Origin of the sequence: Herbidospora sp. NBRC 101105 (assembly GCF_030269205.1) — a bacterium.
In the GTDB taxonomy this organism is placed as follows: domain Bacteria; phylum Actinomycetota; class Actinomycetes; order Streptosporangiales; family Streptosporangiaceae; genus Herbidospora; species Herbidospora solisilvae.
On the sequence record NZ_BSSX01000001.1, the window covers coordinates 133988 to 160661 of the forward strand.

Here is a 26674-nt window from a genome sequence, read left to right on the forward strand (position 1 = left end):
CGGTCGCTGGAACGAACGAGGGAGAGTTCCAGCGACCGGCACACCTCTCGCGCCGTCGGCGCGGGCTTTCTGGTGTCGTCGAGTTGTTCGGCGGTACTTGAAGACGAGGTCCCACAGGCACTCACCACCTGCCTTGCCTTGCCAGGTGGTGAGGGGCCGGCCGCTGGAACGCGCGGCAGCTTCCAGCGGCCGGTTGACCTCCATTTCGAGGCGTCGGTGCTTCGTCTGCCGGTCGGTGGATTGCAGTGGCTGCGAGTTCTTTGAGCTTGAATCTGGTGGAGTGGAAAACGCGGCGCACAACTGGTGGAGGGCAAATCTCAGCTTCGCCGCGACGCGGGCTGTACGGCGCGAGCGCGGCATCGAGGTAGGCGCCTCGCGTGGGTATTCGCCGGTTCAGTTCACGTCTGGCCTGATGTGCGGTCTTGTTTCGAGACGAAGGCTTCGTGATCTGATCGAAGAGGAGTTTGGCCCAAGTTGGCGGGCTGGATGCGAACGCGTCACTGAGACTCCGGCCACCCCACGGACCTGCGCCCGGTTTGCCGGGCTTGCTGGGCGCTGATAAAGGGGCCCCGATGCCCCATTGATCTCTCGCTGTTCGCGATCGGTTCGCTTGAGCGGCGAGGGGGCCGGTCGCTGGTGCCTATCGGGCGGCTCCGGCGACCGGCCACACCCAGCACGTCGGCTTAAGCTGGCTGGGTTGTTTGGTCGTTCAAGAACTCGGGCGAGACGAATCGAGTAGGTGCTTGAAGGCGTGAGGTACCGGCACGGAACGGTTGCCTACCAAGGCTCGGTACGTGCCATTGGATGGCTGCGTTTCCGTGCATGCGTGACAGAAGGGCTGAGCCGGTCACAGTGAAGTTTCGTTGGCTTGTATTGCAGAGCGCAGCGAGGCCGGAGTTCGTCGCAGGAGTTCTCGGTCATCGCGCGTAGTTTAGCGTTCCAGTCCTGCTGAGTGATGGGCAGCTTACGACTTCGCATGCGAATCCACCCAAGTGAGGAATGCGTAGATTCGCCCGAAAGCCCAGTAGAACCCTTTGAACGCGCACGAGCGCGCGTCGGACTGCCGTCGGGTTGAACTTGCTCGGTAGAGCCTCGCCATGCATGCGACGAACAGGCGCTCTGAACGATGTGAAAAGACTGGCGTAGGTGCTCGCCTCCATCGTTGGCGGCCTGCCGCAGTGCTTGAGCCGCAATTGGTCGCCCTCCGAAGGCTCCCGCAAGCGGGCCATTCGCCATCTCGCGAACAGGTTCCGAGGGAAGGCTCGAGCGGTAGCTGCCCTCTGACGGTGAGCAGCCAGCGTGGAACCTCATTGCAAGGTCAGGACATGCGTCGACTTGCGTTCGGTGGTCCGGTGGCAGGTGGGGAGCATGGCATCGACGTCGGGACATGCGTCGACTTGCGCTCGGTGGTCCGGTGGCAGGTGGGGAGCATGGCATCGACGTCGGGACATGTGCCGACTTGCGCTCGGTGGTCCGGTGACAGGAGGGGAGCTTGGCTTCAAGGTCAGAACATGCGCCGAGTTACGCCAGGAGGGCGGCCAGCAGAAGCGGAGTGACCTCAAGGACAGGACAGATAGCACCTCGCCTCGGACATCAAGCGGCCGGCGACAACCGCCATCCCGAAGCCGGCACATGCCGACTCCCCGAACCGCCCAACCCCCGCATACAACAAGCCGCGGGAACCCACCAGAAGGAAGGTTCCCGCGACCCGTTCGTACAGATAACAGAGAAGCCCGTTGGAGGGAGGGCCTCAGCGGTTGGTCTGCTCCCCGTAAGGAGCAGGGAGGGTGTAAACCAGCCGGAACTGGTCGCATGGAATGATCACATCGCTGGTCTCCACGGGTTTGTCCCCGGCCCAGTGAGTGCGTTCCACGTGAAGCACGTGAACGCCGGCCGGAAGGTCCAGGACGTCGCTTTCCACGGGCTGAGGCACCCGCGCGTACACGTGTTCGGTCACCTCGGTCAGCTTCAGGCCGTTGCCGCCGAGGCGGTGGGCGACCTGGGTGATGTCGTCGGTGCCGTCGTTGTAGACGATGGGTTCGTACGACACCGCGAGCTGCACGGGTTTGCCGTCGCTGCGATAGACGATGCGCGTTCTCGTGACGGGGGATTGGGCGGCGATGCGCAGGCGTACGGCGATGTCGGGCCTGGCCTCGGCGGAATCGGTCTTGACGTCACACGTCGGGCGGCGCCCGACGGCGTGCATGTCGGTCGAGAAGTGGGCCTGTGCACGGTGGAGCGGGAGCAGGTCCGGCCGTTGACGGACCCGATGGCCCGACCCGACGCGGCCGATGATCAACCCTTCTTGGGCCAGCACTCGAAGCGCGTGGCGAGCGGCGGTTTCGCCGACGCCGTACTTCCGGGTGATCTGGTGCCGTGAGGGAATCGGCGCTCCGGGTTGCAACAGGCCCTCCGTTATCTGACGGCGGAGGTCTTCGACAACACGCAGGTAAACCGGATCGGAGTTGGCCACTTATCCATCCTTGGACTGTAAAGCGTTAATTCCGATCCTCCCGTATCCGATGCACAACCCAGAGTAATGGCCATCAGTTGTGATTCCAACTTTACTCTTGACCTGTGGAGGATCCTGTCGTGGATCGTCATGCTTTGTCCCTGCCTGGACGAGCTTCGATGGCCGCCGTGGCCAGGCTATTCGTCCGCCGCTACCTCGATGGGCACCCGCTTGTCCATGATGCCGAGGTCGTCGTTTCCGAGTTCTTCTCGAATGCCATTCGCTATAGCAGAAGCCCTAATGGCGGTATTGTCCGCGTATGCGTTATTAAGATGGAACGCTCCATTCGTATAGAAGTGACGGATTCTGGAGGCGGGGTCACGGTGCCCCGCGAGAAACGCCCGTCGCCCGGCGACGAACACGGCCGGGGCCTGGGGATCGTCCGCACGATGGCCACGGCGTGGGGACATGAAGGGCTGGCGGATGTGTACGTCACCTCGTGGGCCCAGCTCGACGACCCCGGGGCCCGGCTCCGTCTCCTCCCGGAGATCGGGCCTGGCTGGTGGCCGTCCCCATCGACGCCCGTGCGCGACCTGCCGCTGACCGCGGTGGGGCCGCTCTCCCCGGGCGACCTGCTGCGCGGGCTCCCGCCGCGAGAAGGGTAGATGAGACGGATTTTCGGACCTTCTGCCACGTTCATTCGGGACAACGCTCGGCCTTCATGGGCTGGGCCGGTGGCTCGGCTCGGGGTGGGCAGGGTGTGCGCCGATTCGGGGCGGCGCTGGGCTTTCGTGCATCCCAGGGGGACTCGGCTCGGGTGCGCTGAATCGGGACGACGTTCGCTCTTCGTGCACCCCGGGGTCGGAGACTCAGCTCAGGGTGGGCAACGTCTCGCCCGTCTCCAGGTAGGTCTTCAGGTTCGACAGGATCGCCGGCCATCCCTTTCCGATCTCCGGCAGGATCGCCGAGCCCTCCATGAAGTCGTCGTGGATCACCGTCAGCTTCACCAGCTCGCCCATCGGCTCCAGGCTGAACGTCACCTTCGATCGGGGTTCGGCCCGCCATGCCGCCAGTTTCTCCCCGGTCAGGTCGACGGCCGCCGCGAACTCGTCGGTCAGGGTGTGCCAGGTGTAGGAGAGCCGCTCGTAGGGCTTGGACTCCAGCACCACCTGCTGCGTCGGGTCGTCCATGCGGACCTCGCCCATGCCCCACGTCACCGGCGCCCCGACCTCCCATGTCGACTCCAGCGACACGCCCCAGTAGCGGCGGGTGAACTCCGGCGTGGTCAGAGCCTCCCAGAGGCGTTCGGGGGTGGTCTTGATGTAGGTCGTGTAGGCGAACTCGGTCGTGGTCATGGGCCGGTGCTCCAATGCGGTCTTGAGGTCGGCCAGGGCGCTCGCCCTTGCCCTGGTGTATCGGCCGAGCCAGCGGTCGGCGATGGCGTTGATCGGTTCGGCGTTCAGGTAGTGGAGTTTTTCGCGGCCGCGCCGGGTCGTGGTGATCAGTCCGGCCGACTCCAGGACGGCCAGATGTTTGCTCACCGACTGCCGGGCCATCGTCAGGCCGTCACACAGCTGACGCAGGGTCTGGCCGTTGGCGGTGTTGAGCCGGTCGAGCAGCAGGCGGCGGCTGGGGTCGGCCAGCGCCCGGAAAACCTCGTCGTCCACGCCATCGCACGATAGGCAGCCAAATGGCTGCATGTCAACGCGGGAAAATAAGTTCCAAGAGTCTGTAACGCGGCCGTAAGACGGCTCGATTGAGGGATAGAGGCCGCTGATGTGTGTACCCCCGAGCACATATCGGCGGCCTCTTTCGTGCCCGGAGGCCCACGCCGTTATCCACAGGCGGGGTGGCGGGGTCCACCGTTTGGGCGGATCCGGGTACCGTTCGGTCTATGGCATCGCCAACTGGAACCTCTGACGCCCCCTTCGGCCGCATGCTGACCGCGATGGTGACCCCTTTCACCGTCGACGGAGCCGTCGACTACGACGCGGCGCAGCGCCTGGCCGGCTTCCTCGTCGACGAGCAGCGCAATGACGGCCTCGTCGTGAGCGGAACCACGGGCGAGAGCCCCACGACCACCGACGAGGAGAAAGAGCTCCTCGTCCGGGCCGTGGTCGAGGCCGTCGGAGACCGGGCCTTCGTGGTCGCGGGCGTCGGCACCTACGACACCGCCCACAGCGTGAAGGCGGCGAAGGCGGCCGAGCGGGCCGGCGCCCACGGGCTGCTGGCGGTGACGCCTTATTACAGCCGTCCGCCGCAGGAGGGGGTCTACCGCCATTTCACGGCGATCGCCGACGCGACCGAGCTGCCGGTGATGCTCTACGACATCCCCGGGCGGTCGGTCATCCCCATCGGGCGTGAGACGCTGATCCGGCTGGCCCAGCATCCGCGGATCGTCGCGGTGAAGGACGCCAAGGCCGACTTCCACACCACGTCCGAGGTCATGCTCGCGACCGACCTGGTCTTCTACTCGGGCGACGACGCGGTCAACCTGCCGTGGTTGTCGATCGGGGCGGCCGGGTTCGTGAGCGTGATCGGTCACGTCGCGGGGGCCGACCTCGCGGAGATGATCAAGCGGTATCGCCAGGGTGACGTCGCGGGGGCCCGCGAGATCCACCTGCGCCTGACCCCCGTCATCTCGGGGATCATGAACCAGGCCGGTGGGGCGATCATGGCGAAGGCCGCACTGAGACTTGTCGGCCAGGAAGCCGGTCCGAGCCGGCTGCCGCTGGTCGAGGCAACACCTGAACAGATCGCGCTGCTCCGCGCCGACCTCGTCGCGGGCGGCCTGAAGGTCATAGGAGATTGAGTGCTGCTGGCTACACCCCATGATCACGGGGTGCGTGCATGAGTCATCCCCATCCGGAACTCGGCCCGCCTCCGCCGCTACCCGAAGGAGGGTTGCGGATCGTCGCCCTGGGCGGGCTCGGGGAGATCGGCCGCAACATGGCGGTCTTCGAACACGAAGGCCGCCTGCTGATCGTCGACTGCGGGGTGCTGTTCCCCGAGGTCGACCAGCCCGGAGTCGACCTGATCCTGCCCGACTTCGAATACATCCGCGACCGCCTCGACCAGGTCGAGGCCGTCGTGCTGACCCACGCCCATGAAGACCACATCGGCGCGGTGCCCTACCTGCTGCGCGAGCGGCGCGACATCCCGCTCGTCGGGGCGAAGCTGACCCTCGGGCTGATCGAGGCCAAGCTCACCGAGCACCGCATCCAGCCGATCACGGTCGAGGTCGTCGAGGGGGAGCGGCGCCGGTTCGGGCCGTTCGAGCTCGAGTTCTTCGCGGTCAACCACTCGATCCCCGACGCGCTCGCGGTCGCCGTGCGGACCCACGCCGGCATCGTGCTGCACACCGGCGACTTCAAGATGGACCAGCTGCCGATGGACGGCCGGCTGACCGACCTGGGCGGGTTCGCCCGGCTCGGCGCCGAGGGCGTCGACCTGCTGATGTCCGACTCGACCAACGCCGAGGTGCCCGGGTTCGTCACCAGCGAGCGTGACATCGCGCCGGTGATCGACGACGTGATCCGGGTGGCCGACAAGCGCATCATCGTGGCGTGCTTCGCGTCCCACATCCACCGTGTTCAGCAGGTCGTCGACTCGGCCCAGAAACACGGCCGCAAGATCGCCCTGATCGGGCGGTCGATGGTGCGCAACATGGGCGTGGCGCGTGAGCTCGGCTATCTCAAGGTGCCGGCCGGGATCCTGGTCGACTCACGCGAGATCGAGGAGTGGCCGCCGGAAGACGTGGTGCTCATCTGCACCGGTTCCCAGGGTGAGCCGATGGCGGCGCTGTCGCGCATGGCCAACCGCGACCACCCGATCCGCATCGCCGAGGGCGACACGGTGCTGCTGGCGTCGTCGCTGGTCCCGGGCAACGAGACGGCCGTCAACAAGGTCATCAACGGGCTGACCCGGTGGGGCGCGAAGGTCGTCCACAAGGGCAACGCGCTGGTCCACGTGTCGGGTCACGCCGCCGCCGGGGAGCTGCTCTACGTCCTCAACGCCACCAAGCCGTCGAACTTCATGCCTGTTCACGGTGAATGGCGGCACCTGCGGGCGCACGCGCGGCTCGCGCGGCTCACGGGGGTGCCCGAGGAGAACGTCGTCATCGCCGAAGACGGGGTCGTGGTCGACCTGGTCGACGGGCAGGCGAAGGTGGTCGGCGCGGTCCCGGCCGGCTATGTCTTCGTCGACGGCACCTCGGTCGGCGACATCACCGAGGTGGCGCTGAAAGACCGGCGCATCCTCGGCGACGAGGGCTTCATCTCGATCGTGGTGGTCGTCGACTCGACCACCGGCCGCCTCACGGGCGGCCCCGAGATCACCGCGCGCGGATCGGGCATCGACCCCGACTCGCTCGACGCGGTGATCCCCCAGATCGAGAAGGCGCTCCAGGAGTCGGCCGCGGCCGGGGTGGCCGACGTGCTGCAGATCCGCCGCGTCGTCCGCCGAACGGTCGGCCGCTGGGTCAGCGACACCTACCGCCGCCGGCCGATGATCATCCCGGTGGTCGTCGAAGCCTGACGCGCGCAAGGCCCTTCCCGCCCGGGAAGGGCCTTTCTTCTGCTCCGTTACGGCTCCGCCCACCCCGGCACCGCCCGCCGCCCCGCCTCGCCCCGCAACCGGCGCTCCTCGGCCGCTACCGCCCGACCTCGCGACGACCGAACTCTGGCCCGACTTGGGCCGGAGAGGGCAAGGTGGCTCAGCCGTAGCCGGTCCGATTCGAACGGGCCGACCGCGAGGGCAGGTGACTCAGCGAGGGCCGGTCCCCATGGGCAAGTCGACTCGGCCAGATCTCAAAAAGTTGGGCGTACACGAAAACGGCCCTTCCCCCGTGGGAGGGCCGTTCTCGGGTGGTGGGTCAGGCGACCGGTTCCTCGACGCGGCCGGTGTCGTCGAGGATGACCTCGGGGATCTCCTTCGGGGTGCCGCGCAGGGCCCACAGGCACGCTCCGGCCAGGACGATCATCGAGACCGCGCCGACCACGAGGGTCGTGTGCATCGAGTCGACGAAGGTGCGCTGGGCGGCGTCCAGGAGCTGGGTGCCCAGTGGGGCGGGGAGCTGGGAGGCCACGTGGACGGCGCCGCCCAGGGACTCGCCGGCCACGTCGGCCGCCTCGGCGGGGATCCCTGCCGGGACGGTCAGGTTTCCGGTGTAGAGGCCGCCCAGGACGCTGCCCAAAACGGCGATGCCCAGCGCGCCGCCGACCTCGGTCGCGGTCTCGGAGATCGCCGAGGCGGCTCCGGCGCGTTCGCGGGGGACCGAGGCGATGATCGTGTCGTTGGTCACGGCGAAGGTGAAGCCCATGCCGAGACCGGCGATGATCATCGGGAGCAGCATGAAGCCGTAGCTGGTGTCGACGTCGATCAGGCCGTAGAGGAAGAAGCCGACCGAGGTCAGGAACAGGCCCAGCGCGACCGTTTTGGCCCGGCCGACCGCCATGATCAGGGTGCCGGCCAGGCCGCCGGCGATGGCCGCGCCGATGCCGCCGGGCAGGCCCGCCAGGCCCGCGATCAGGGGAGACCAGCCGCGCACGAGCTGGAAGTACTGGGCGAAGGCCACCGAGATCGACAACGTGCCGAAGATGACCGCGACGTTGGCGCCGACGGCACCGGAGAACGCGCGCACCTTGAACAGCCGCACGTCGATCAGGGGCTCGGCCAGCCGGGTCTGGCGGCGGACGAACACGATCATGGTGATCAGGCTGAGCGCGGCGGAGATCCAGACGGCGGGCTCGGCGATGCCGTCGTGGGCGGCGACCTTGAAGGCGTACACGAAGGAGATGACGCCGACGATCGACAGGGGGACGCTGACGACGTCGAGGCGGCCGGGGTTCGGGTTGCGCGACTCCGGCAGGACGACGGCGCCGACCACGACCAGCACGACCGTGATGGGGACGTTGATCAGGAACACCGAGCCCCACCAGAAGTGGTCGAGCAGGGCGCCGCCGACCACCGGGCCGATGGCGAAACCGAGGGCCGAGACGCTGCTCCAGATGCCGACGGCGGCGGTGCGCTCCTTCGGGTCGGTGAAGACGTTCCGGATGATCGACAAGGTCGACGGCATGATGGTCGCCCCGGCCACGCCCAGCAGCGCCCGTGCGGCGATCAGCAACTCCGGGGTGGGCGCGTAGGCGGTCAGCGCGGAGGCGGCGCCGAACGCGACCGTGCCGATCAGCAGGAGCTTCTTGCGTCCTATGCGGTCGCCGATGTTGCCGAAGGTGATCAGCAGGCCGGCCAGGGCGAAGCCGTAGACGTCCAGGATCCAGAGCAGTTGGGTCGCGGACGGGGTCATGTCCTCGACCAGCTTGGGCGTGGCCAGGTGGAGAACGGTGACGTCAAGGGCGAGCAGCAGCATGGCGAGGCACGAGATGACCAGCGTGCCCCACTTCTTCCCGGCGGCGGGGGTGGTGGAAGTCATGACATCAGGGTGGGCCGGGCCGCTGACCTGCGGCTGACCACCCGCTGACAACGCTGACGGCACGCTGACCGGTCGCTGACGACCGCTCAGCCGGGCGGGGCGAGTTCCAGCACGACCGGGATGAGCCGGTCCTTCGGCATCGCCAGGCCCCGCGCGTGGGCGGCGGCGTAGGTGGCCTCGCCGAGGACGGCGCGGCAGCGGGCGGCCAGGCGGATCGGGTCGGGTTCGTCGCTGGGCAGGCCCTCGCGCAGAGCGGTGCTGATGCCGAGGAGGGCCGCCGCGCCCGCCGGGTCGTCGCGGAGGAAGACCGCGCCGGCCAGGCCCGCGGTCACCCGGGCGGCCTGGAGGCGGTTGCGCTGGACGTACACCGACGACAGGGCCTGGCGGTGGTGGTGTTCGGTGCGGTCGGGGTCGCCTTCGGCGTAGGAGATCCAGCCCAGGGTGAGGTTGGCGGCGACGCGGATCTCGTCGAGGCTGAACCAGTCGCCGCCGCATTCGGCCAGGACCTGTTCGGCCAGTTCGCGGGCCTCGTCGAGGGAGCCGTGGAGGCGGGCCAGGTCGGCCAGGCCGATGCGGGCCCGGCCGATCATCTCGACCGCGCCGGCCTCGCGGGCCAGGTCGGCGGCGCGGGTGAAGTCGGCGTGGATGGCGGCGTACTGGGCCGGGTCCGAGCGTTCGGACAACACGAGCCGGTTCTGGGCCCGGCGGCACAGCAGTTCGGCGATGTCGACGGTGGTGCCGAGCGTCTGGAGGAGGTCGAGGGACCGCTCGATGAGGTCGAGGGCCTCGGCGCGGCGGCCGGTCCACTCGGCGATCTCGGCCAGGCCGGTCGTCGTCATCGACATGCCCCAGCGGTCGCCGATCGTGGTGAACCCGGCCAGGGCCGGGAGGAGGTTCTCCTCGGCCCGCATGTGGTCGCCCTCGAACAGGGCCAGCAGGCCCCAGCCGAACCGCGACAGGGAGCGGGTCCACGGGTCGAGCTCGAAGGTGGCCTGGACGGCGATCAGGTCGTCGGCCGCCGCCGGGTCGGGCGGGCCGACGGCCTGTGACCAGAGCACCCAGAGCAGCGGCTGCCGGTGCGGCGCCCGGAAGCCGTCGAGCCAGTCGCCGACACGGTCGAGGTGGGCGCGCAGCACGGGGTCGGCGACGCCGCCGACGACGGCGCTCAGCACGCACACCGCGAACTCCTCGGACATCTCGGGCCGCGGGCCGAGCCGGGCCAGGAGTTCGAGGGCGGAGGCGATCGACTCACTGCGCAGGCCGCGCAGCCACCAGTAGCCGGTCAGGCCGGAGTAGAGCAGCAGCGCGTCGGCCGGAGGGGCGTGGCGGAGGGCGGCCAGCATGTTCTCGTGGTCGGCGTCCATGCGGCGCAGCCATTCGAGCTGGTCGCCGGTGCGCAGGTGGGGGTCGGCGGCGAGGGCGAAGTCGCGGAACCAGGCGGCGTGGGCCTGCCGGAACCGCTCCTCCTCACCCGCTTCGGCGAGCTGTTCGGCGCAGAACGCCCGGATGGTGTCGAGCATCCGGTAGTGGGTGCCGGCGACCTCGATGAGCGACTTGTCGGTCAGGCCCGCGAGCAGGTCGAGCACGTCGTGCCGGGGCAGCCCGCAGACCTCCTGCGCCGCCTTGAGGGTCGCGCCGCCCCGGAAGACGGTCAGGCGGCGGGCGAGGGTGCGTTCGTCGTCGTCGAGCAGGTCCCAGCTCCAGGCGATCACGGCGCGCAGGGTGCGGTGCCGGGGTTCGGCGGTACGGCTCCCGCGCGCCAGCACCGCGAACGGGTCGGTGGCGTCGGCGATGTCGGTCACGGGGAGGGTGCGGACCCGGGCCGCGGCGAGCTCGATCGCGAGCGGCAGCCCGTCGAGGGCGCGGCAGATCCTGATGACGGCGTCGAGCTCGCCGGGGTCGGCCGACTCCCAGAAGCCCGGTCGCACGGCGGCGGCGCGCTCGGCGAACAGGCGTACCGAGGGATAGGAGAGGGCGTCGGCGGGATCGACCCCCGACGGCGGGAGGGCCAGCGGCGGGATCGGGCAGAGCCGCTCGGCGGCGATGGCGAGGGGCTCGCGGCTGGTGGCCATGATGCGCAGCCCCGGGCAGGCGGCCAGCAGCCGTCCGGCGAACCCGGCGGCGGCCTCGACGAGGTGCTCGCAGTTGTCGAGCACGATGAGCATCGGGCGGTCGCCGATCCCGGCCACGATGCGGTCGACCGGGTCGGCGACGGGCTGCGCGCCCTGCTTGAGCAGCCGTCCCTCCCGCAGGCCGAGGGTGCTGAGCACGGCCTGCGGCAGCTCGGCGGCGTCGGCCAGCGGGGCGAGCTCGACGAAGTAGACGGGGCCGGGGGCATGGGCGCACGCCTCGGCGGCCAGCCGCGTCTTGCCGGTGCCGCCGGGGCCGGTCAGGGTGACCAGCCGGGCGGCGGACATCGTCTCGCGGATGGCGGCGAGCTCGGCCTCCCGGCCGACCAGCGCGGTGAACTGCACGGGCACCCCGACACGCTCGGGCGTGGTGTCACGAGATGCCGCGCCAGGTGGGGACGGGCGCGGCTCCTCGGCGGTGGAACGGCCGGATGCGTCGCGGCCGGGGGCCGCTCGGACCGGTCGTGCCGCTGGTCCCGGCGCCGCCGGTGGGTCGTCACCGCGCAGCACCGACAGGTGGGCCGCCGTCAGCTCCGCCGACGGAATCGTGCCGAGTTCCTCGTCGAGGAGGAGGCGGGCCTCCTCATAGGCGGCCAGCGCCTCGGCGGGGCGGCCCACGGCGGCCAGGAGCCGGATGTGGCGGGCCCGCAGCCCTTCGTGCAGGGGGTGGCGGCTGATCATCTCGGGCAGGCCCGGGACGGAACCGGTCCCGGTCAGCAGGGCGGGGGAGGCCGGCTCGGTGTCGACCAGGCCCAGGTAGGCGGTCAGGTGGAGTTCGGTCAGGCGGGCGGCGGCGCCGCGCAGCGTCTCGGGCAGGCCGTCGAGGGCCGGGCCGCGCCAGAGCGCCAGCGCCTCCGCGAAGCGGCGTTCGGCCGTCAGGCGCTCGAAGCGGAGGGCGTCGACGTCGCCGGGGTCGGTGTCGAGGCGGTAGCCCGCGGGGGTGTGGGCGATGTGGCCGCCCAAGGCGGTGCGGAGCCGGCTGACCTGGGCCTGGAGCGCGTTGGCGGCCCCGGCGGGGGGCGTGGCGCCGTAGAGGACGTCGATGAGGCGGGAGGCGGGGACGACCTTGCCGGCGTCGAGGGCGAGGGTGGCGAGGAGGGTGCGTCCGCGCGGGCCGGTGAGCTCGACGGGGGTGCCGTCGTCGCGGCGCACGTCGAGAGGGCCCAGAATGCCGAAACGCATACCTCCGATTCTGTCGCACCTTCCGTTAGGGTCGGATGGCGTGACGGACCTGGCGATCGTTTACCGCAAGTACGACGAATCCCTCCATTGGAACTTCCCCGGCGTCCTCCTCGGCGAAGACGAGCACGGCGTCTGGACCGGCCACCGCAAGGGCATCGTGGGCCGCAAGGGGCACGAGCCGAAGTTCGTCTACGACTTCCCGTTCGTCATGCTGTTCCCGCGGAACGCCTGGTGGACGGCCTCGTTCAACGCCTACCCCCACCAGACCGAGGTCTACGTCGACGTGACCACCGTCCCGGTCGTCTCCGACGTCGACATCACGATGGTCGACCTCGACCTCGACGTGATCCGCAAGACCGACGGGCGCATCTTCCTCGACGACGCCGACGAGTTCCAGGAGCACCAGGTGCGGTTCGGCTACCCGCCCGACGTCGTCGAGCAGGCCGAACGCACCGCCGAATGGCTGATGGACGCGGTCACCGAGAGGCGGGAGCCTTTCGGGCGCGTCCATCGGGGCTGGCTCGACAAGCTGGAGGGGCTCGTCACACGCTGACGAGCTCCCGCGCCTGCTCCTCCTCGGCGGCCGGCGCGCTCATGGCGGGCAGGTGCCGGAAGGCCACGCCGACCAGCACGGCCAGGGCGGCGAAGACCACGGTCCCCGTCCCGGCCACCACGACCAGGCCCGAGGTGAAGGCCGCGCGGGCCGCCTCCAGCACCTGCTCCCCGGCGGCCCCGCCGATGCGCTGCGCGGCGAGCGCGGCCTCGGTGATGCCCTGGCGGGCCTGCTCGTCGGAGACGGTGATCGACGAGCGGTAGACGTAGGTGGCCAGGCTGCCCAGGGTGGCGATGCCCATGGCGACGCCGAACTCGCCGCCGGTCTCCGACAGGGACGCCGCCGAACCGGCCTTCTCCGGCGGGGCCGAGGCCATGATCAGGTTCATCGTCAGGGCCATGGTGGGGGCGATGCCGATCCCGGCCAGCGACAGGCCGACGACCACGGTCGCCACGCTGGTCTGCGTCTGGACGAACATGCCCGCGGCCGCCACCAGCAGCCCGGCCGTCATCAGGTGGGCGGGCCGCACGCGGGCCGCCAGGCGGGGCGCGATCGTCATGCCGGCGGCCATCGCGACGGCCTGCGGGATCATCCACATCCCGGCCTCAAGCGGCGACAGGCCCGCGACGCTCTGCAGGTAGAGCGAGGTGACGAGGGTGATGCCGGCCATCACCACGCCCAGGGCGAGCGAGGTGCCGAGCGCGCTGCCGAACGAGCGGTTGAGGAAGAGTTTCAGGTCGAGCAGCGGGCTGGTGAGGCGTCCCTGTCGGCGGACGAAGGCGAACCCCGCGAGGAGCCCCGCGACGACCGCGGCGAGGGAGGCGGCGCTCACGCCGGTCCGGGCGATCTCCTTCAGGCCGAAGACGACCGGGAGGATCGCGGCCAGCGACAGGGCGACGCTGGTCAGGTCGAGGCGGCCGGCCTGCGGGGCGCGGTGTTCGGGCAGCAGGACCGGGCCGACCACCAGCAGCAGCACCATCACCGGCACGCCGAGCAGGAACGCCGACCCCCACCAGAAGTGGTCGAGCAGCGCGCCGCCGACGAGCGGGCCGAGGGTCATGCCGCCCATGAAGCAGGAGAACCAGACGCCGATCGCGGCGGCCATCTCCTTCGGGTCGCGGAACATGTTCCTGATCAGGGCCATCGTCGACGGCATCAGCGTCGCCCCGGCCACGCCGAGCAGCGTGCGGGCCGCGATGAGCATCTCCGGGCTGCTCGCGTAGGCCGCCGCCACCGAGCAGACCCCGAAGGCCGCCGCGCCGATCAGCAGCAGCCTCCGGCGGCCGATCCGGTCGCCGAGGGTGCCCATGGTGACCAGGAACCCGGCGAGCATGAACGAGTAGACGTCCAGGATCCAGAGCTGCTCGGTGCCGCTGACCCCGAGGTCGCGGCTGAGGTGGGGGAGCGCCAGGTAGAGCACGCTGACGTCGAGTGACATCAGCAGGGTCGGCAGGGCCAGGACCGTCAGGCCGAGCCATTCGCGGCGGGTCGCCTTCATCGGGGGTCTCCTTCGTGTCGTCTACCCTCCCGACGAACGCCCCTCCGCCGAATCGACAACCTCGGCGAGACGGATTTCGAGGAATTCCCTTTCGGCGTCGTTGTCGGCCAGCGCGACGGCCGCGCGGTAGGCGTCGGCGGCCTGGCCGAAGCGCGACAGGCGGCGCAGCAGGTCGGCCCGGACCGCCGGAAGGTAGTGGTATCCGGCCAGCCGGTCGTCGGTGGCGAGCAGGTCGACCTCCTCCAGCGCCTTCTCCGGGCCGTCGACCATGGCGACCGCGACCGCCCGGTTCAGGGCCACCACGGGGGAGGGCCAGATTCTCAGCAGGACGTCGTACAGCCCGACCACCTGCCTCCAGTCGGTCGCCTCGGTGCTCGGGGCGACGGCGTGCAGCGAGGCGATGGCCGCCTGGACGGCGTACCGTCCCACCCGGCCGGTGCGGAAGGCGGCCACGGCGAGGTCGCGGCCCTCGGCGACGGCGGCCCGGTCCCACAACGAGCGGTCCTGGTCCTCCAGGACGACCAGCCTTCCCCGGGCGTCGGTCCGTGCCGCCCGCCGGGCGTCGGTGAGCAGCAGCAGCGCCAGCAGGCCGCGGACCTCCGGCTCGTCGGGCATGAGGGCCAGCAGCATGCGGGCCAGCGCGACGGCACGCTCGACCAGGTCGGCGCGGACCAGGTCGGCGCCCGAGGGGGCGGTGTGGCCGGTCGTGTAGAGAAGGTGGATCACCGACAACACGGCGTCGAGCCGCTCGGGCAGGTCGGCCGCGGCGGGCACCCGGTAGGGGATGCGGGCCGCGGCGATCTTCTTCTTGGCCCGGGTGAGCCGGGCGGCCATGGTGGGTTCGGACACCAGGAAGGCGCGGGAGATGTCGGGCGTCGCGACGCCGCACACCAGCCGCAGGGTCAGCGCCACCTGGGCCTCGCGGGCGAGCGCCGGGTGGCAGCAGGTGAAGATCAGGCGGAGCCGGTCGTCGGGGATCTCGTCCGTTTCGTCGGTCGTCACATTCATATCCGCGTCCGGTTCGACGAGCAGGGGCATCTTCGCGCGGAAGACCTTGTCCCTGCGCAGCAGGTCGAGCGCCTTGCGTTTGGCCGTCTGGGTCAGCCAGGCGCCCGGTTTCCTCGGGACGCCGTCGCGCGCCCAGGCGTCCAGGGCGGCGATGTAGGCGTCCTGGACGCATTCCTCGGCGAGGTCGAGGTCGCCGGTGACGCGCGCCGTCGCGGCGAGCACGAAGGCCCACTCGCGTCGGTGCGCGTCGGCGACCGCCTCTTCGACGTCGTTCACCCGTTCACTCGGCGGGCGGCGTGAACAGCGGGCGGACTTCCACGCCGCCGTCGATGCACGCCGGGTTGGCCTTGGCGACGGCCAGGGCCACGTCGAGGTCGGGGGCCTCCAGGATGAAGAACCCGGCCACGACCTCCTTGGCCTCGGTGAACGGGCCGTCGGTGACGACGTCGCCGCGGATCGAGGTGGCGGTGGTGCTGGGCTGGAGGCCGAAGCCGGTGACGATGGTGCCGCCCAGTTCGGCCACCTTCTGGCCGTAGCCTTCGAGGAGGGCGAGGTAGTCGGGAGTGAGGTCCATCGGGTCGGCCGGAGCGGGCGAGTGGATGATGACGGCGTACTGGGGCATGGGGATCTCCTTGATCGTTTTTTCGCTACCCTCGCCTATCCGACGACCGGAGGTTCGCGAAATCGACAACCCGCCCCGAAGATTTTTCCGGCTCCCTGTATAAAAATGTTACATAGTACAAACCGGAGGATTTCGATGATCAACGAAGCCGCCCGTGCCGGGGAGGTCTGGCGCACCCGCCCGGCCGCCGAGCGGGCCGACGTGCTCGACCGGGTCGCCGACGCGCTGCTGGCCGCCGAAGACGACCTCTGGCCGGTCGCGGCCGAGGAGACCTCGCTCGGCGAGGTGCGGCTGCGCGGCGAGATCGCCCGCTCGGCGATCCAGTTCCGGCTGTTCGCCGGGGTGCTGCGCGACGGCGGGCACGTCGAGGCGATCATCGACCACGCCGACCCGTCGGCGACCCCGCCCAGGCCCGACGTGCGGCGCATGTTCCAGCCGGTACCGGGTGTGGTCGGGGTGTTCGCCGCCTCCAACTTCCCCTTCGCGTTCTCGGTCGCGGGCGGCGACGTCGCCTCCGCCCTGGCGGCGGGCTGCGCGGTCGTCGTCAAGGCCCACCCCGGGCACCCGGTGTTGTCGCGGCGGGTCGCCGAGGTGATCCGCGCCGCCCTGCCCGACCCCGACCTGCTCGGGCTGGTCGAGGGGTTCGACGCCGGCAAGGAGCTCGTGCAGCACCCGCTCGTGTCGGCCGTCGGGTTCACCGGCTCGCTGCGCGGCGGGAAGGCGATCCAGGCGCTGATCGACGAGCGCCCCGACCCGATCCCGTTCTACGGCGAGCTGGGCAGCGTGAACCCGGTCGTCGTGCTGCCGTCGGCCCTGTCCGACCCGGTCCGCCTCGCCGAGGGCTTCGCCGCCTCCCTCACCCTCGGGGTCGGGCAGTTCTGCACCAACCCGGGCCTGCTGTTCGTGCCCGACGACGCCGAACTGCTGAAGGCCATCACGGCCGCCGTATCGGCCACCACCGGCGGCCCGATGTTGACCCCCGCCATCTGCGAGGGCTTCGAGTCGGGCGTCTCCCGGCTCGACGGGCGCCTGACCGAGCTGGCCCGCGGTCTGGCCGGACCGGCCGAGGGCGCCGTCGCGCCGCGAGTGCACACCGCCGACCTGACCACCTTCTCGATGGGCCTGCCCGAGTTCGCCGAGGAGACGTTCGGGCCGTCGGCGATCGTGGTGACGTACAAGGAGATCTCCGACCTCCCCGAGGTGCTCCGCGCCCTGCCCGGCTCGCTGACCGCCACCGTCCACTCGGCCGACCCGGTCGAGGCGGCCCCGCTGGTGCCCGAGCTGGCCCGGCTGGCCGGCCGCGTCATCTGGAACGGCTGGCCGACCGGCGTCGCCGTGACGTGGGCCATGCACCACGGCGGGCCGTGGCCCGCCAGCACCACCCCGATGCACACCTCGGTGGGCGCGACGGCGATCCGGCGCTGGCAGACCCCGGTCGCCTACCAGGATCTGCCCGACGCGCTGCTGCCGCTCGAACTGCGCGAGGACAACCCGCTGGGCGTCCCGCGCCGGGTCGACGGGGTTCTGTCGGCCGGGTAGGGCATGCCGGTGACGGTTCCACGCCTCCCGCAAGTCGAGGCGTGGAACCGCCGGTCTAGGCGATCTCGCCCGCGCCCGCGTGCCGGGACACGTCCTTGTGCACCTTCGAGGCCGGGTCGACGCCCGTGTGCAACGTCGGGGTCCAGCCCGCGTCGGCGCCCAGGTCCGGGTCGTTGGCCGCGTTGTAGGCGGCGATCGGGTCGAACGGGGTGACCGTGCCGCCGACGCGCAGCAGGTCGCCCCTGGCCGTCAGCGTGGTGCCGCCCCAGTTGTAGAGGATCTTCGCCGGGTCGACGCCGCGGCCCAGGCGGTAGAAGTTGTTCTCGCTGTAGATCTGCGACTGCACGCCGACGCCGAGCGCGTAGACGAAGGACGCCGGGTCGTACACCTCGTAGTAGTTGTTGTAGACGTGCACCTGGCCGAACCTGACCCGGGGCAGCCGCTGGAGGGTGTTCTCGAAGTGGTTGTGGTGGACGGTCACCCGCAGTTTCCCGAGGTCCTGTGACGGGTTGTTGGTCGAGCCGATCAGCATCGTCTTGTCGTGGCCGGTGAAGCGGTTCCACGACGCGGTGACCAGGTCGCTGCCGCTGGTGATGTCGAGCTGGCCGTCGTGCACCTGCCACGGGCGGCCGAAATAGACGGGCTGGGCGCTGTCGGGGTTGGCGCCGTCGGTGAAGGTGTTGTGGTCGACCCACACGTGGGTCGAGCCGGTCAGCGAGATGTTGTCGTAGAGGGAGTTCCAGTTGCCCTCGGCGCCGTCGAGCGGGTCCCACTGGGGGAAGCAGTCGTGGGCGTCCTCGAACGTGATGTTGCGGATGATGACGTTGTCGGCCTTGTCGACGTGCAGGTTGACGCCCTTGATGCGGGCGGTCCTCCCCTCGCCGACGATCGTGGTGTTCGAGCCGACCTTGAGCTTGATGTGGGCGGTCTGCCGGGCGGCCGAGGCCGCGCGGGCCTCCTCCAGCGGTCCCGAGGGGTCGACGCGGCCCCAGGTCGCGGGGTCGTAGGCCTGGAGGTAGGCGTCGAGGGAGTAGCCGCCGGTCGTGTACGACGAACAGGGCAGGTTGCCGTCGATCGTGCCCCTGATCTTGATGATCTTCGGGCTGGGCGCGGAAAGGGCCGCCACGAGCTGGTCGCGGGTCGAGACGGTGTGGACGTTCGCGGCGGGCGCCGCCGAACCGCCGGTGGTGCCGGCGCCGTGGGAGCCCCAGCCGTCCCCGGGCCCCAGCACCTGCCGGCCCGGATCGGGGCCGGGCCCGGCCAGAATGCCGGCCGTCAGGGCGAAAACGAGCATGCTGCGCATACGGGTGTCTCCTAAGGAAAGAGAGAGCCCGTACGGCTCCCGCCAGGTCAGGGGGCGGGAGACGTACGGGAGAACGGGGTCAGCCGCCGTTGCGCTGCTTCCACTTGGCCTGGGCCTCGGTCAGCGCGGTCGCCATGCCGTCGAGGAACTCCTTGGCCGAGAGCTCCCCGAGGAGCACCTTCTGGAAGTTCGGCTCGGCGTCGGTCTTGGTGATGGCGTTGAACTCCGGCAGGTGGTAGGGCATCTGCACGACCGTCGTGGCCGGGTCGTTCAGCACGTCCAGAGCCGCCGAGACGTGCTGGCGTTCCTTGATCCACGGTTCGGAGTTCACCTCGGTGTTGGCGGGCAGCACGCCCGTCTTGTCGGCCCAGTAGCTGTTCATCGCCTTGCTCGCGGCGAACGTGGCGAACGCCAGCGCGGCGTCCTTCTTCTCGCCGCTCGCGAACAGGCCGATGCCGGCGATCGGGTTCGACAACACCGCGCGGGGGGCGCCGTCGGCCGGGCGGAAGACGGGCAGCGCGGCGACCTTGTCGGCGCCGAGCGTTTTCACGTGGTCGTTGTAGGACCCCAGGTTGTGCTGCATGACCGCGATCGAGCCGCCGTCGAACTGGGCGACCATCTTGGCGTAGTCGTTGGTCGCGTCGGCCTCGGGCGTGCTGGTCTTGAACAGGCCGGCCAGCCGCTCCAGCGCGGCCACGTTTTTGGGGTCGTTCACCGTCGAGACGCCGTTCGCGTCGAACATCGCGGGGATGCCTGACTGGCCGTACAGCACCTCCATGGCCTGGGCGATCGAGCCCGCGCCGCCGCGGATGGTGAAGCCGTAGCGGTTCTGCGGCTTGTCGGTGAGCGCGGCGACCGCGTCGAAGAACTGGTCCCACGTCTCGGGCGGGGTGATGCCCTTCTCCTTGAACCAGTCGGTGCGGTACCAGAAGACCCCCATGTTGGTGGACATCGGCACCATGTACGTCTTCCCGTCGGGCACCGTCGACTTGACCGAGTTCACCACCTGCTCGTTCAGGGGCAGGCCGGTCAGGTCGACCGGGTCGAGCGCCTTCTGCGCCACGAGGTTGGCCAGCATTGCCGTCGACACGCCGCCCACGTCGGGCAGGCCGCCGCCGGCGATGGCGGTGTCGTACTTCTGCTGGACCTGGGCGATCGGGATGCCCACGTACTCGACCTTGATCTTCGGGTTGGCCTTCTGGAACTCGGCGATGATGTGCTGCCACACCGGCGTGCGGGCGGGGCCGCCGTTGTCGTCCCAGAAGGTGATGGTGGTCGTGCCGTCGCCGGACGGGGCGGGGTCGCCGCCGCATCCGGTCATGGTCAGACCGGCGCCTATCAACAGGGCACACAGCAGGCGTCTGGCCATCGTGTCTACCTTTCTCGTTGGATGTCCCCGATGTCTGTGACCAGATCGGCGGCCTCGGCTGGGGTGAGGCGGCCGTCGGCGATGATGGTGACGATCCGGCGGGTCAGCCCGTGCTCGACGACGAGCGGGACCTCCCAGGCCAGCGCCGGTCCGGCGCCCGGATACTCGTCGACGCGCACGAACCACGGGTCGGCGTCCTGGACGAAGATCAGCGTCCAGTCGTCCGCCGACATCGCCAGCCACGGCGCGCGGCTGCCGTGCGGCTCGTCGTCCCACGCGGTGAACGCGGTCCGGTCGGCCGACGCGCCGGGGGCCCGCCAGAAGAAGCCGCCGTACCCGGCGCCGGCGCGGCCCTTGGTGGCCGAGCTCTCGATGGTGAGCGGCTCGCGGGTGAGGTTGGCCAGCGTGAACTCCACGTCGAGGGCCCAGCCCCGGCGCAGCGGGCGGGCCTCGACCCGGCGGGTCTCCTCGATGAGGTCCAGGCCGTCGACGCCGGTCCAGCGCAGGGTCTCGGTGAAGCCGTGCTCGTCGCGGCGGGTGAACGCGACGTGGTTCTGCACGCCGTGGTTGTTCAGCCAGGTGGGGCCGCGGCCCCGGACGTAGGTCCGGCCGCCCCAGAAGTTGCGGCCCGACACGTCGGCGACCGCGATCGAGGCCCCCAGGTGGTGGACGTGGTCGGCCGGGTTGACCTCGGTCACCGGGACGCCCGCCAGCGTCCGCACCGGATGCAGGTAGGGGCGGGGCGAGAGCGTGGTGGCCAGTTCGGGCCGCCAGTTGTACTCGGCGACCACCCGCCCGGCCGCCTTCAGCACCGCGCGCGGGGCCGCCCACGGCACGTCGAGCTCGGAGAACAGCGCCAGGTGCTCGGCGCTGCGCGCGGTCAGGTTGGCGACGCCGGGGATGGTGCGGCGGACCACGACGCCGTTCTCGTGCTCGATCTCCTGGTGGGCGTCGGGGATCGGCAGCGGGTCGGGCGCGAGCCGGATCTCCTCCAGCACCCGCATGAACGCGCCCGTCCGGTGCAGCGGCACCAGCAGCGGCACGCCGTCGCGGACGTGGGAGACGAGGTTCTCCAGCAGGTCGGCGCGGGCGTAGGTGGTGGTGGACACGCCGCGCGCCCGGCTCTCCACCCGCACCCGGTCCAGGGTGTACGTCAGCGTGATCCGCCCCTCGGTGCCGTGGACGGTCACGTAGGGCTCGTGCCTGCGGTCGGCCGTGAGGGTCACCGCGATCGTGATCGGCGGGCCGTCCGACAGGCGGATGCGCAGGCAGGAGGTGTCGTCGGCCTCGATCGGGTTGGCGTGGAACAACTCCGCGTCGATGCCGGCGACGTCGTCGGCCGCGCCCTTCCCGGCCACGGCCAGGGCGGTCGCGACGGCGTGCGCGAACGGGTTGGTGAGGGCGCCGTCCATGACGTCGACCCGCCCGGCGCGGCGTCTGCCCGCCCACGCCGAGCGGGTGAAGTAGGCCGAGGGGCGCTCCCAGGCGCCGGCGACGCCGATGCCGCGCACCCGGCCGATGACGCCCTCGGCGGCCAGGCGGCGGATCGCGGGTATCGCCGCCGAGCCGAGGCTCTGGAACCCGACCTGACAGGCCAGGCCGGTCCGCCGGACGGCCGCCCCGATCTCGTGGAACCCGGCCAGGGTCGCGGCGGGCGGCTTCTCCAGCAGCAGGTGCGACCCGGCCTCCAGCGCGCGGATCGCCAGGTCGCGGTGGGTGTGGATGGGCGTGACGAGGATGGTCACCTCGGCGCCGGTCCGTTCGATCAACCGCCCGAGGTCGGCCGACTGCTCGGGGTCGCCGAGCCCGCGCAGCAGGCCGGGCTCGATCTCCCGTACGTCGCAGACGCCCGCCAGCCGGACCTGCCCGCCGCCGGTCAGGCGCCGCAGGTTCTCCAGGTGCCACCAGCCGTGGCCGTAGGCCCCGGCCAGGACCACCGGGACGGTTCGTGTGGTGGTGCCGTTCATGATCGGCCCTCCAGGGTGGGAAGCGAGGCGCTCGGAATCCGCCTGGAAACGAAGCGCAGGCCATGACCTAAGTGGGCGCCGACCCGGGCCCCGCCGGGGCCGAGTTCGACCGGCGGCGGCCCGTCGAGCAGGCCGAGCGCGGCCAGGGAGGCGTCCTCGACGTCCTCGACCATGCACGGCAGCGGGAGCGCCAGCGCGAGCTGCGCCGACAGGTCGGGCAGCAGGTGCGGGAAGGTGGGCACGCCGTGGACGCGGGCCAGTTCGGCGATGCGCAGCAGCGGGGTGACGCCGCCGACCCTGACGACGTTGGGCTGCACGACGTCGACCGCCTCCAGCAGGGCGCGGAACTCGTGGACCGTGGAGAGGCTCTCGCCGGCGGCGATCGGCACGTCCACCGACTCGCGCAGCCGCCGCAGCCCGTGCAGGTCGTCGGCCGGCAGCGGCTCCTCGACCCAGGTGAGCCCGAAGGGCTCCAGCTCCCGGATCATCGTCCGGGCCCGGAAGAGGTCCCAGCGCTGGTTGGCGTCGACCATCAGCGAGGTGCCCGGCCCGAGCACCTCCCGGACGGCGGCCACCCGCTCGACGTCGTCGTCGCGGCCCACCTTGATCTTCACGGCGGGGTAGCCGATCCAGCGCCGGGCCTGCTCGACGAGCTCGCCGAGCGGGTGGTGCCGGTTCACCCCGCTCGCGTAGACCGGCACGGTGTCGCGGCGGCGGCCGATCGCGTCGGCGAGCCCGAGCCCCTGGCCCGACGCCCGCAGGTCCCACAACGCGATGTCCACCGCCGCCATCGCGATGGTCGTGACGCCGCCGCCGCCCGCTTCGCGCAGGTGCCGCCACAGGTGGTCCCAGACGACCTCGGGATGCGGCGGCAGCCCCTTCACGAACGCGGCGATGTCGTGGTCGAGCAGGGCGGTCACCGCCGCCGCCCCGATCGAGGGGGTCCAGGAGAAGCCGGTGCCGGTCCGCCCGTCGTCGAGGACGAGCGTGCAGGCGATCACGTGGTTGTACGGCACGTCGGGCCCCCACGGCCGGGGCAGGTCCGCCCGCAGCGGGAGCGTGTGCAGGCCCGCGATCCGCGTCATGTCAGCTCAAGCCCGATCTTGATGAGGCGGTCGAGCTCGGCCAGGTGGTCGGGCGCGAGGTCGGCCAGCGGCGGCCGGACCGGCCCGGCGTCCAGCCCGCGCAGCCGCACCCCGGCCTTGACCAGCGAGACGGCGTACCCGGCGACCTTCGACCTGAGCTCCACGAGCGGCACGTAGAACTCCCCGAGCAGCCGCTCGTTCCCGGCGAGGTACGCCATCGCGATCTCCGGCGCGAACGCGAACACCGCGGAGGAGTACAGGCCGACCCCGATCGCCCGGTAGGCCGGCATGGTCAGCTCGGCCGTCGGCAGCCCGTTGAAGAAGGTGAAGTCGCGCCCGTCCATCGCCCGCACGATCCGCTGCATCCGGTCGATGTCCCCGACGCCGTCCTTCAGCCCGACGACGCCCGGGACGGCGGCCAGGTCGAGCACCTCCTGGGGCGAGAGCACCAGGTGGTCGCGGGCGTAGAGGATGACCGGCACCCCCTCGGCCGCCACCGCCCGCACGTAGTCGGCGTAGCGGGGGCCCCGGGCGGCGGGCGGCAGCAGCAGCACCCCGTCGGCCCCGGCCTCCCGCGCGGTGCGGGCGTGCCGGAGCGCGGCCCCGAGCGGCCCGCCGGCCCCGGCGAAGAGCGGCACCCGCCCGGCCGTCTGCTCGGCCGCGACCGCGACGACCCGCGCGTGCTCCTCCTCGGACAGGGAGGAGAACTCGCCGGTGCCGCAGGCCGCGAACACCGCGCCCGGTCCGTGGGCCAGGCCGCCGCGCAGGTGCTCGGCCAGCACGCCCTCCGCCACCCGGCCATCGGCGTCGAAGGGGGTGACGGGGAAGAAGAGAACCCCGCTGAGGTCCATTCAGATGTCTCCCATCTCGGTACGCCAGCTCCGCTTGGCCTGCCAGCCGAGCAGCCGCCCGGCCTTGGCCGCGGAGAACGCGGGGGAGGTGCCCGTCAGCACGGCGGCGTGGCCGGCCGTCGACGGCATCACCTGGGGGAGCAGGTCGGCCAGCGGCTCCCTGGCCAGCGCGTCGGACGCCCCGGCGAAGAACACCTCGCCGCTGGGCACCTCGTGCATCCGGTCGACGAGGGTCAGCACCAGGCCTGCGGCGTCGCGCGCGTCGACGTAGTTGAACAGCGACACCCCGGCGACGCCGGGCCGGTCGAGCCGCTCCCTGATCGTGTGCCCCGACTGCGTCGGCGCGCCCTCCCACTCCTCGGGCGCGACCACGAAACAGGGCCGCACCGCCGCGAAGCGGGTGTCGGCGCCCGACCGCGCGAACGAGGCCATGACCTGCTCGGCCACCAGCTTGGACACCGCGTAGGCGTTCCACGGCCGGGTCGGATGGTCTTCGTCGATCGGCAGGTAGGACGGCGTCCACCCTCCGGGCGCGCCGTAGCCGATGACGGTCGGGCTGGAGGCCACGACCACCCGGCCGACCCCGAGCGCCGTCGCCGCGTCGCACACGTTGAAGGCCAGTTGCGTGTTGACCCGGAAGGTCAGCCCGTCCGTACGCGAGAACGGCGTCGCGACGGCGGCGAGGTGGACGACGGCGTCGGGCCGGAACCGGCTCATCACCCCGAACGCCTCACCGGGATCGGTCAGGTCGGCCGGCAACCACAGCGCCTGCGGGGGAGTGCCCGCGACCGTGTCGATGCCGACCACCTCGTGGCCCGCGTCGGCCAGCGCCGTCACCACGCTGCGCCCGAACCGGCCGGCGCTGCCCGTGACCAGAACTCTCATCAGCCCTTCACCGCCCCCGCCGACAGGCCCTGCACGAGATAGCGCTGGATGACCGCGAAGACGAGCACGACCGGCACCGCCGCGACCACGCCGCCGGCCGCCAGCGCCCCGAAGTCGGCGCTGAACTCGCCGATCGTGAACGCCAGCCCGACCGGCAGGGTGAACTTGTCCTGCTCGTTCACGAACATCAGCGCGAAGAGGAAGTTGTTCCAGGAGTGGATGAACGCGAACGACCCGACCGCGACGAGCGCGGGCCGCAACATCGGCAGCACGACCGCGAAGAAGCCGCGCAGCCGCGAGCAGCCGTCGACCCAGGCCGCCTGTTCCAGCTCGATCGGGATGTTCTTGACGAACCCGCTGATCAGGATGAGCGACAGCGGAAGCTGGAAGACGGTCTCGGCGATCACCAGCGCCCACAGCGAGTTGACCAGCCCGAGCGTCCGGAAGATCTCGAACAGCGGGATCAGCATCATCGCGCCCGGGATGAACTGGGTGCAGAGCATGCCGACCAGGAACGCCTGCCGGCCCCGGAAGTCGTAGCGGGCCAGGGCGTAGCCGCCGGCCAGGGCGATCACCGTGGTCGAGATCAGCGAGGCCACGCCGACCAGCAGCGAGTTCTGGAAGAAGACCGAGAACCCCATGCCGGCCCACACGTGCTCGAAGTTGTCGAGCGTGACGGGCCACGGCAGCAGCGAGTCCGAGCCGCGCGGCCGGAACGCGAAGACCACCATCCAGTAGAAGGGGACCAGCGTGAACAGCAGGTAGAGGCCCAGCGGCAGGTAGATCTGCCAGCGGCTCACCCGGTTCGCGGGTTTTCGGGTGATCGGCGGCGCCGCTTGCGCGACGGGCCGGATCAGGGTCGTGGTCACGAGCGGGCTCCGAACTTGCTCAGCCTCAGATAGGCGATCGAGAAGAAGGTCAGCACCAGGAACGCGGCCGTGGTCAGCGCCGAGCCGTAGCCGAAGTCGTGCGACTGGACGGCCTTGGCGGCCACGTAGAGCGGCAGGGTCGTCGTCTGGTGGGCGGGACCGCCGCCGGTCAGCGTGTAGAGCAGGTCGACGTTGTTGAACTCCCACACCGCGCGGAGCAGGGTGGACAGGATGATCGCGTCCTTGAGGTGCGGCAGCGTGATGTGCACGAACCGGCGGATCCGGCTGGCCCCGTCGACCGACGCGGCCTCGTACAGCTCGCCTGAGACCGTTTGCAGGTCGGCGAGCAGCAGGATCGCGAAGAACGGCACCCCGCGCCACAACTCGGCGACCACCGCGGCCGCGAACACCGTCGACGGGTCGGCCAGCGGCGCGGTGTCGTAGCCGCCGATGCCGATGTCGGCGAGGTAGCGGAAGATCCCGGTCGAGGGGTTGTAGAGCAGGATCCAGATCCCGGTCGTGAGCACCCCCGACACCGCCCACGGCGAGAACACCAGGGCCCGCGAGATCGCGCGGCCGATGAACGTCTCATTGACGATCAGGGCCAGCGCCAGCCCGAAGAGCAGCTGCAGCACGACCTCGACGACCACCCACTTCACGCTGAACCCGAGGCTCTGCCAGAACAGCGGGTCCTCGAACAGCAGGACGCGGAAGTTCGCAAGGCCCGCGAAGCCGTTGTCCCAGGGCTGGGTGACGTCGTAGTGCTGCAGGCTGTAATAGATCACGCTGCCCATCGGGTAGACGAGGAACCCGAGCATCGCGATCACCGCCGGGGCGATCAGGACATAGGGGGTGCGCGACCGTGCGACACGCATGGCCGTGACTCCTTAGAAGAGGGGCCGGGGGAGCGAGACACGTGATACTGCAAC

General features: G+C 70.8%; 20 protein-coding genes. 5 read left to right on the forward strand and 15 right to left on the reverse strand.

Translation table 11 applies throughout. The features are described from left to right. Positions 1–1750 precede the first annotated feature (1750 nt). Entirely contained in the window at positions 1751–2473 is a 723-nt protein-coding gene (locus QSK34_RS00610; protein ID WP_030450869.1) for a GntR family transcriptional regulator, read from the reverse strand. 158 nt (positions 2474–2631) lie between these two features. Here QSK34_RS00610 and QSK34_RS00615 point away from each other — a divergent pair, with 158 nt between their 5' ends. Further along, the gene (locus tag QSK34_RS00615) at positions 2632–3117 is read left to right on the forward strand and encodes an ATP-binding protein (protein ID WP_285578715.1); all 486 of its coding nucleotides are present in this window, start codon (positions 2632–2634) and stop codon (positions 3115–3117) included. Between the two features lie 204 nt (positions 3118–3321). Here QSK34_RS00615 and QSK34_RS00620 read toward each other — a convergent pair whose 3' ends face one another. After that, positions 3322–4119, reverse strand: coding sequence for an ArsR/SmtB family transcription factor (locus tag QSK34_RS00620; protein WP_285578717.1), 798 nt, complete (start codon positions 4117–4119; stop codon positions 3322–3324). Between the two features lie 227 nt (positions 4120–4346). Here QSK34_RS00620 and dapA point away from each other — a divergent pair, with 227 nt between their 5' ends. Further along, entirely contained in the window at positions 4347–5264 is a 918-nt protein-coding gene (dapA, locus tag QSK34_RS00625) for a 4-hydroxy-tetrahydrodipicolinate synthase (RefSeq protein WP_285578718.1), read from the forward strand. A gap of 38 nt (positions 5265–5302) precedes the next feature. After that, a complete protein-coding gene (locus tag QSK34_RS00630; RefSeq protein ID WP_161480516.1) occupies positions 5303–6988 on the forward strand; it encodes a ribonuclease J in 1686 nt (561 codons plus the stop codon). Between the two features lie 337 nt (positions 6989–7325). Here QSK34_RS00630 and QSK34_RS00635 read toward each other — a convergent pair whose 3' ends face one another. Together QSK34_RS00635 and QSK34_RS00640 are read right to left on the reverse strand one after the other, a co-directional pair. Beyond that, a complete protein-coding gene (locus QSK34_RS00635) occupies positions 7326–8885 on the reverse strand; it encodes a DHA2 family efflux MFS transporter permease subunit (protein ID WP_285578723.1) in 1560 nt (519 codons plus the stop codon). Positions 8886–8971: 86 nt separating this feature from the next. Then, positions 8972–12196, reverse strand: coding sequence for an AfsR/SARP family transcriptional regulator (locus tag QSK34_RS00640; protein ID WP_285578725.1), 3225 nt, complete (start codon positions 12194–12196; stop codon positions 8972–8974). Positions 12197–12236: 40 nt separating this feature from the next. Between QSK34_RS00640 and QSK34_RS00645 the strand changes: the two genes are divergently transcribed. Further along, complete coding sequence (locus QSK34_RS00645; RefSeq protein ID WP_285578728.1) at positions 12237–12749, forward strand: DUF402 domain-containing protein; 513 nt, start codon at positions 12237–12239, stop codon at positions 12747–12749. Here QSK34_RS00645 and QSK34_RS00650 read toward each other — a convergent pair. Genes QSK34_RS00650 through QSK34_RS00660 form a run of 3 tightly spaced genes read right to left on the reverse strand, consistent with a single transcriptional unit; the run spans position 12739 to position 15877 of the window. Continuing rightward, positions 12739–14247, reverse strand: a complete 1509-nt coding sequence (locus tag QSK34_RS00650) for an MFS transporter (RefSeq protein ID WP_285578730.1) — start codon at positions 14245–14247, stop codon at positions 12739–12741. The genes QSK34_RS00645 and QSK34_RS00650 overlap by 11 nt on opposite strands. A 21-nt stretch (positions 14248–14268) precedes the next feature. Continuing rightward, positions 14269–15531, reverse strand: a complete 1263-nt coding sequence (locus tag QSK34_RS00655; protein ID WP_285578732.1) for an RNA polymerase sigma factor — start codon at positions 15529–15531, stop codon at positions 14269–14271. Between the two features lie 4 nt (positions 15532–15535). Continuing rightward, on the reverse strand, positions 15536–15877 hold the full coding sequence (locus QSK34_RS00660; protein ID WP_161480511.1) for a YciI family protein: 342 nt from the start codon (positions 15875–15877) through the stop codon (positions 15536–15538). A 135-nt stretch (positions 15878–16012) separates the two neighbouring features. On the opposite strand from QSK34_RS00660, the gene QSK34_RS00665 reads away from it, so the two are divergent. Then, positions 16013–17416 carry an aldehyde dehydrogenase (NADP(+)) gene (locus QSK34_RS00665; RefSeq protein WP_285578734.1) on the forward strand — a complete coding sequence of 468 codons (1404 nt, stop codon included), beginning with the start codon at positions 16013–16015 and terminating at the stop codon, positions 17414–17416. A gap of 55 nt (positions 17417–17471) precedes the next feature. On the opposite strand, the gene QSK34_RS00670 is transcribed toward QSK34_RS00665, so the two are convergent. The 8 genes from QSK34_RS00670 to QSK34_RS00710 form a co-directional block, all read right to left on the reverse strand. Then, positions 17472–18719 carry a pectate lyase family protein gene (locus tag QSK34_RS00670; protein ID WP_285578737.1) on the reverse strand — a complete coding sequence of 416 codons (1248 nt, stop codon included), beginning with the start codon at positions 18717–18719 and terminating at the stop codon, positions 17472–17474. 79 nt (positions 18720–18798) lie between these two features. Next, positions 18799–20088 carry an ABC transporter substrate-binding protein gene (locus QSK34_RS00675; RefSeq protein ID WP_161480508.1) on the reverse strand — a complete coding sequence of 430 codons (1290 nt, stop codon included), beginning with the start codon at positions 20086–20088 and terminating at the stop codon, positions 18799–18801. Between the two features lie 5 nt (positions 20089–20093). After that, entirely contained in the window at positions 20094–22055 is a 1962-nt protein-coding gene (locus QSK34_RS37715; RefSeq protein WP_353051358.1) for a DUF6807 family protein, read from the reverse strand. Continuing rightward, complete coding sequence (locus tag QSK34_RS00690; RefSeq protein ID WP_285578739.1) at positions 22052–23140, reverse strand: mandelate racemase/muconate lactonizing enzyme family protein; 1089 nt, start codon at positions 23138–23140, stop codon at positions 22052–22054. Before QSK34_RS00690 ends, QSK34_RS37715 begins: the two co-directional genes overlap by 4 nt. Further along, positions 23137–23991 carry a 5-dehydro-4-deoxyglucarate dehydratase gene (locus tag QSK34_RS00695; protein ID WP_285578741.1) on the reverse strand — a complete coding sequence of 285 codons (855 nt, stop codon included), beginning with the start codon at positions 23989–23991 and terminating at the stop codon, positions 23137–23139. Before QSK34_RS00695 ends, QSK34_RS00690 begins: the two co-directional genes overlap by 4 nt. Further along, positions 23992–24876, reverse strand: coding sequence for an NAD-dependent epimerase/dehydratase family protein (locus QSK34_RS00700; protein ID WP_285578743.1), 885 nt, complete (start codon positions 24874–24876; stop codon positions 23992–23994). Further along, complete coding sequence (locus QSK34_RS00705; RefSeq protein WP_285578745.1) at positions 24876–25745, reverse strand: carbohydrate ABC transporter permease; 870 nt, start codon at positions 25743–25745, stop codon at positions 24876–24878. Before QSK34_RS00705 ends, QSK34_RS00700 begins: the two co-directional genes overlap by 1 nt. Further along, a complete protein-coding gene (locus QSK34_RS00710) occupies positions 25742–26620 on the reverse strand; it encodes a carbohydrate ABC transporter permease (protein ID WP_285578747.1) in 879 nt (292 codons plus the stop codon). Before QSK34_RS00710 ends, QSK34_RS00705 begins: the two co-directional genes overlap by 4 nt. Positions 26621–26674: the final 54 nt, after the last annotated feature.

What these genes read in the sequence shown, in the direction of transcription:
- QSK34_RS00700 (WP_285578743.1), bottom strand. Translation starts at nt 24,876, where the DNA reads ATGAGAGTTCTGGTCACGGGCAGCGCCGGCCGGTTCGGGCGCAGCGTG.
- QSK34_RS00710 (WP_285578747.1), bottom strand. Translation starts at nt 26,620, where the DNA reads ATGCGTGTCGCACGGTCGCGCACCCCCTATGTCCTGATCGCCCCGGCG.
- QSK34_RS00660 (WP_161480511.1), bottom strand. Translation starts at nt 15,877, where the DNA reads ATGCCCCAGTACGCCGTCATCATCCACTCGCCCGCTCCGGCCGACCCG.
- QSK34_RS00675 (WP_161480508.1), bottom strand. Translation starts at nt 20,088, where the DNA reads ATGGCCAGACGCCTGCTGTGTGCCCTGTTGATAGGCGCCGGTCTGACC.
- dapA (WP_285578718.1), top strand. Translation starts at nt 4,347, where the DNA reads ATGGCATCGCCAACTGGAACCTCTGACGCCCCCTTCGGCCGCATGCTG.
- QSK34_RS37715 (WP_353051358.1), bottom strand. Translation starts at nt 22,055, where the DNA reads ATGAACGGCACCACCACACGAACCGTCCCGGTGGTCCTGGCCGGGGCC.
- QSK34_RS00650 (WP_285578730.1), bottom strand. Translation starts at nt 14,247, where the DNA reads ATGAAGGCGACCCGCCGCGAATGGCTCGGCCTGACGGTCCTGGCCCTG.
- QSK34_RS00695 (WP_285578741.1), bottom strand. Translation starts at nt 23,991, where the DNA reads ATGGACCTCAGCGGGGTTCTCTTCTTCCCCGTCACCCCCTTCGACGCC.
- QSK34_RS00635 (WP_285578723.1), bottom strand. Translation starts at nt 8,885, where the DNA reads ATGACTTCCACCACCCCCGCCGCCGGGAAGAAGTGGGGCACGCTGGTC.
- QSK34_RS00690 (WP_285578739.1), bottom strand. Translation starts at nt 23,140, where the DNA reads ATGACGCGGATCGCGGGCCTGCACACGCTCCCGCTGCGGGCGGACCTG.
- QSK34_RS00615 (WP_285578715.1), top strand. Translation starts at nt 2,632, where the DNA reads ATGGCCGCCGTGGCCAGGCTATTCGTCCGCCGCTACCTCGATGGGCAC.
- QSK34_RS00665 (WP_285578734.1), top strand. Translation starts at nt 16,013, where the DNA reads ATGATCAACGAAGCCGCCCGTGCCGGGGAGGTCTGGCGCACCCGCCCG.
- QSK34_RS00640 (WP_285578725.1), bottom strand. Translation starts at nt 12,196, where the DNA reads ATGCGTTTCGGCATTCTGGGCCCTCTCGACGTGCGCCGCGACGACGGC.
- QSK34_RS00630 (WP_161480516.1), top strand. Translation starts at nt 5,303, where the DNA reads ATGAGTCATCCCCATCCGGAACTCGGCCCGCCTCCGCCGCTACCCGAA.
- QSK34_RS00670 (WP_285578737.1), bottom strand. Translation starts at nt 18,719, where the DNA reads ATGCGCAGCATGCTCGTTTTCGCCCTGACGGCCGGCATTCTGGCCGGG.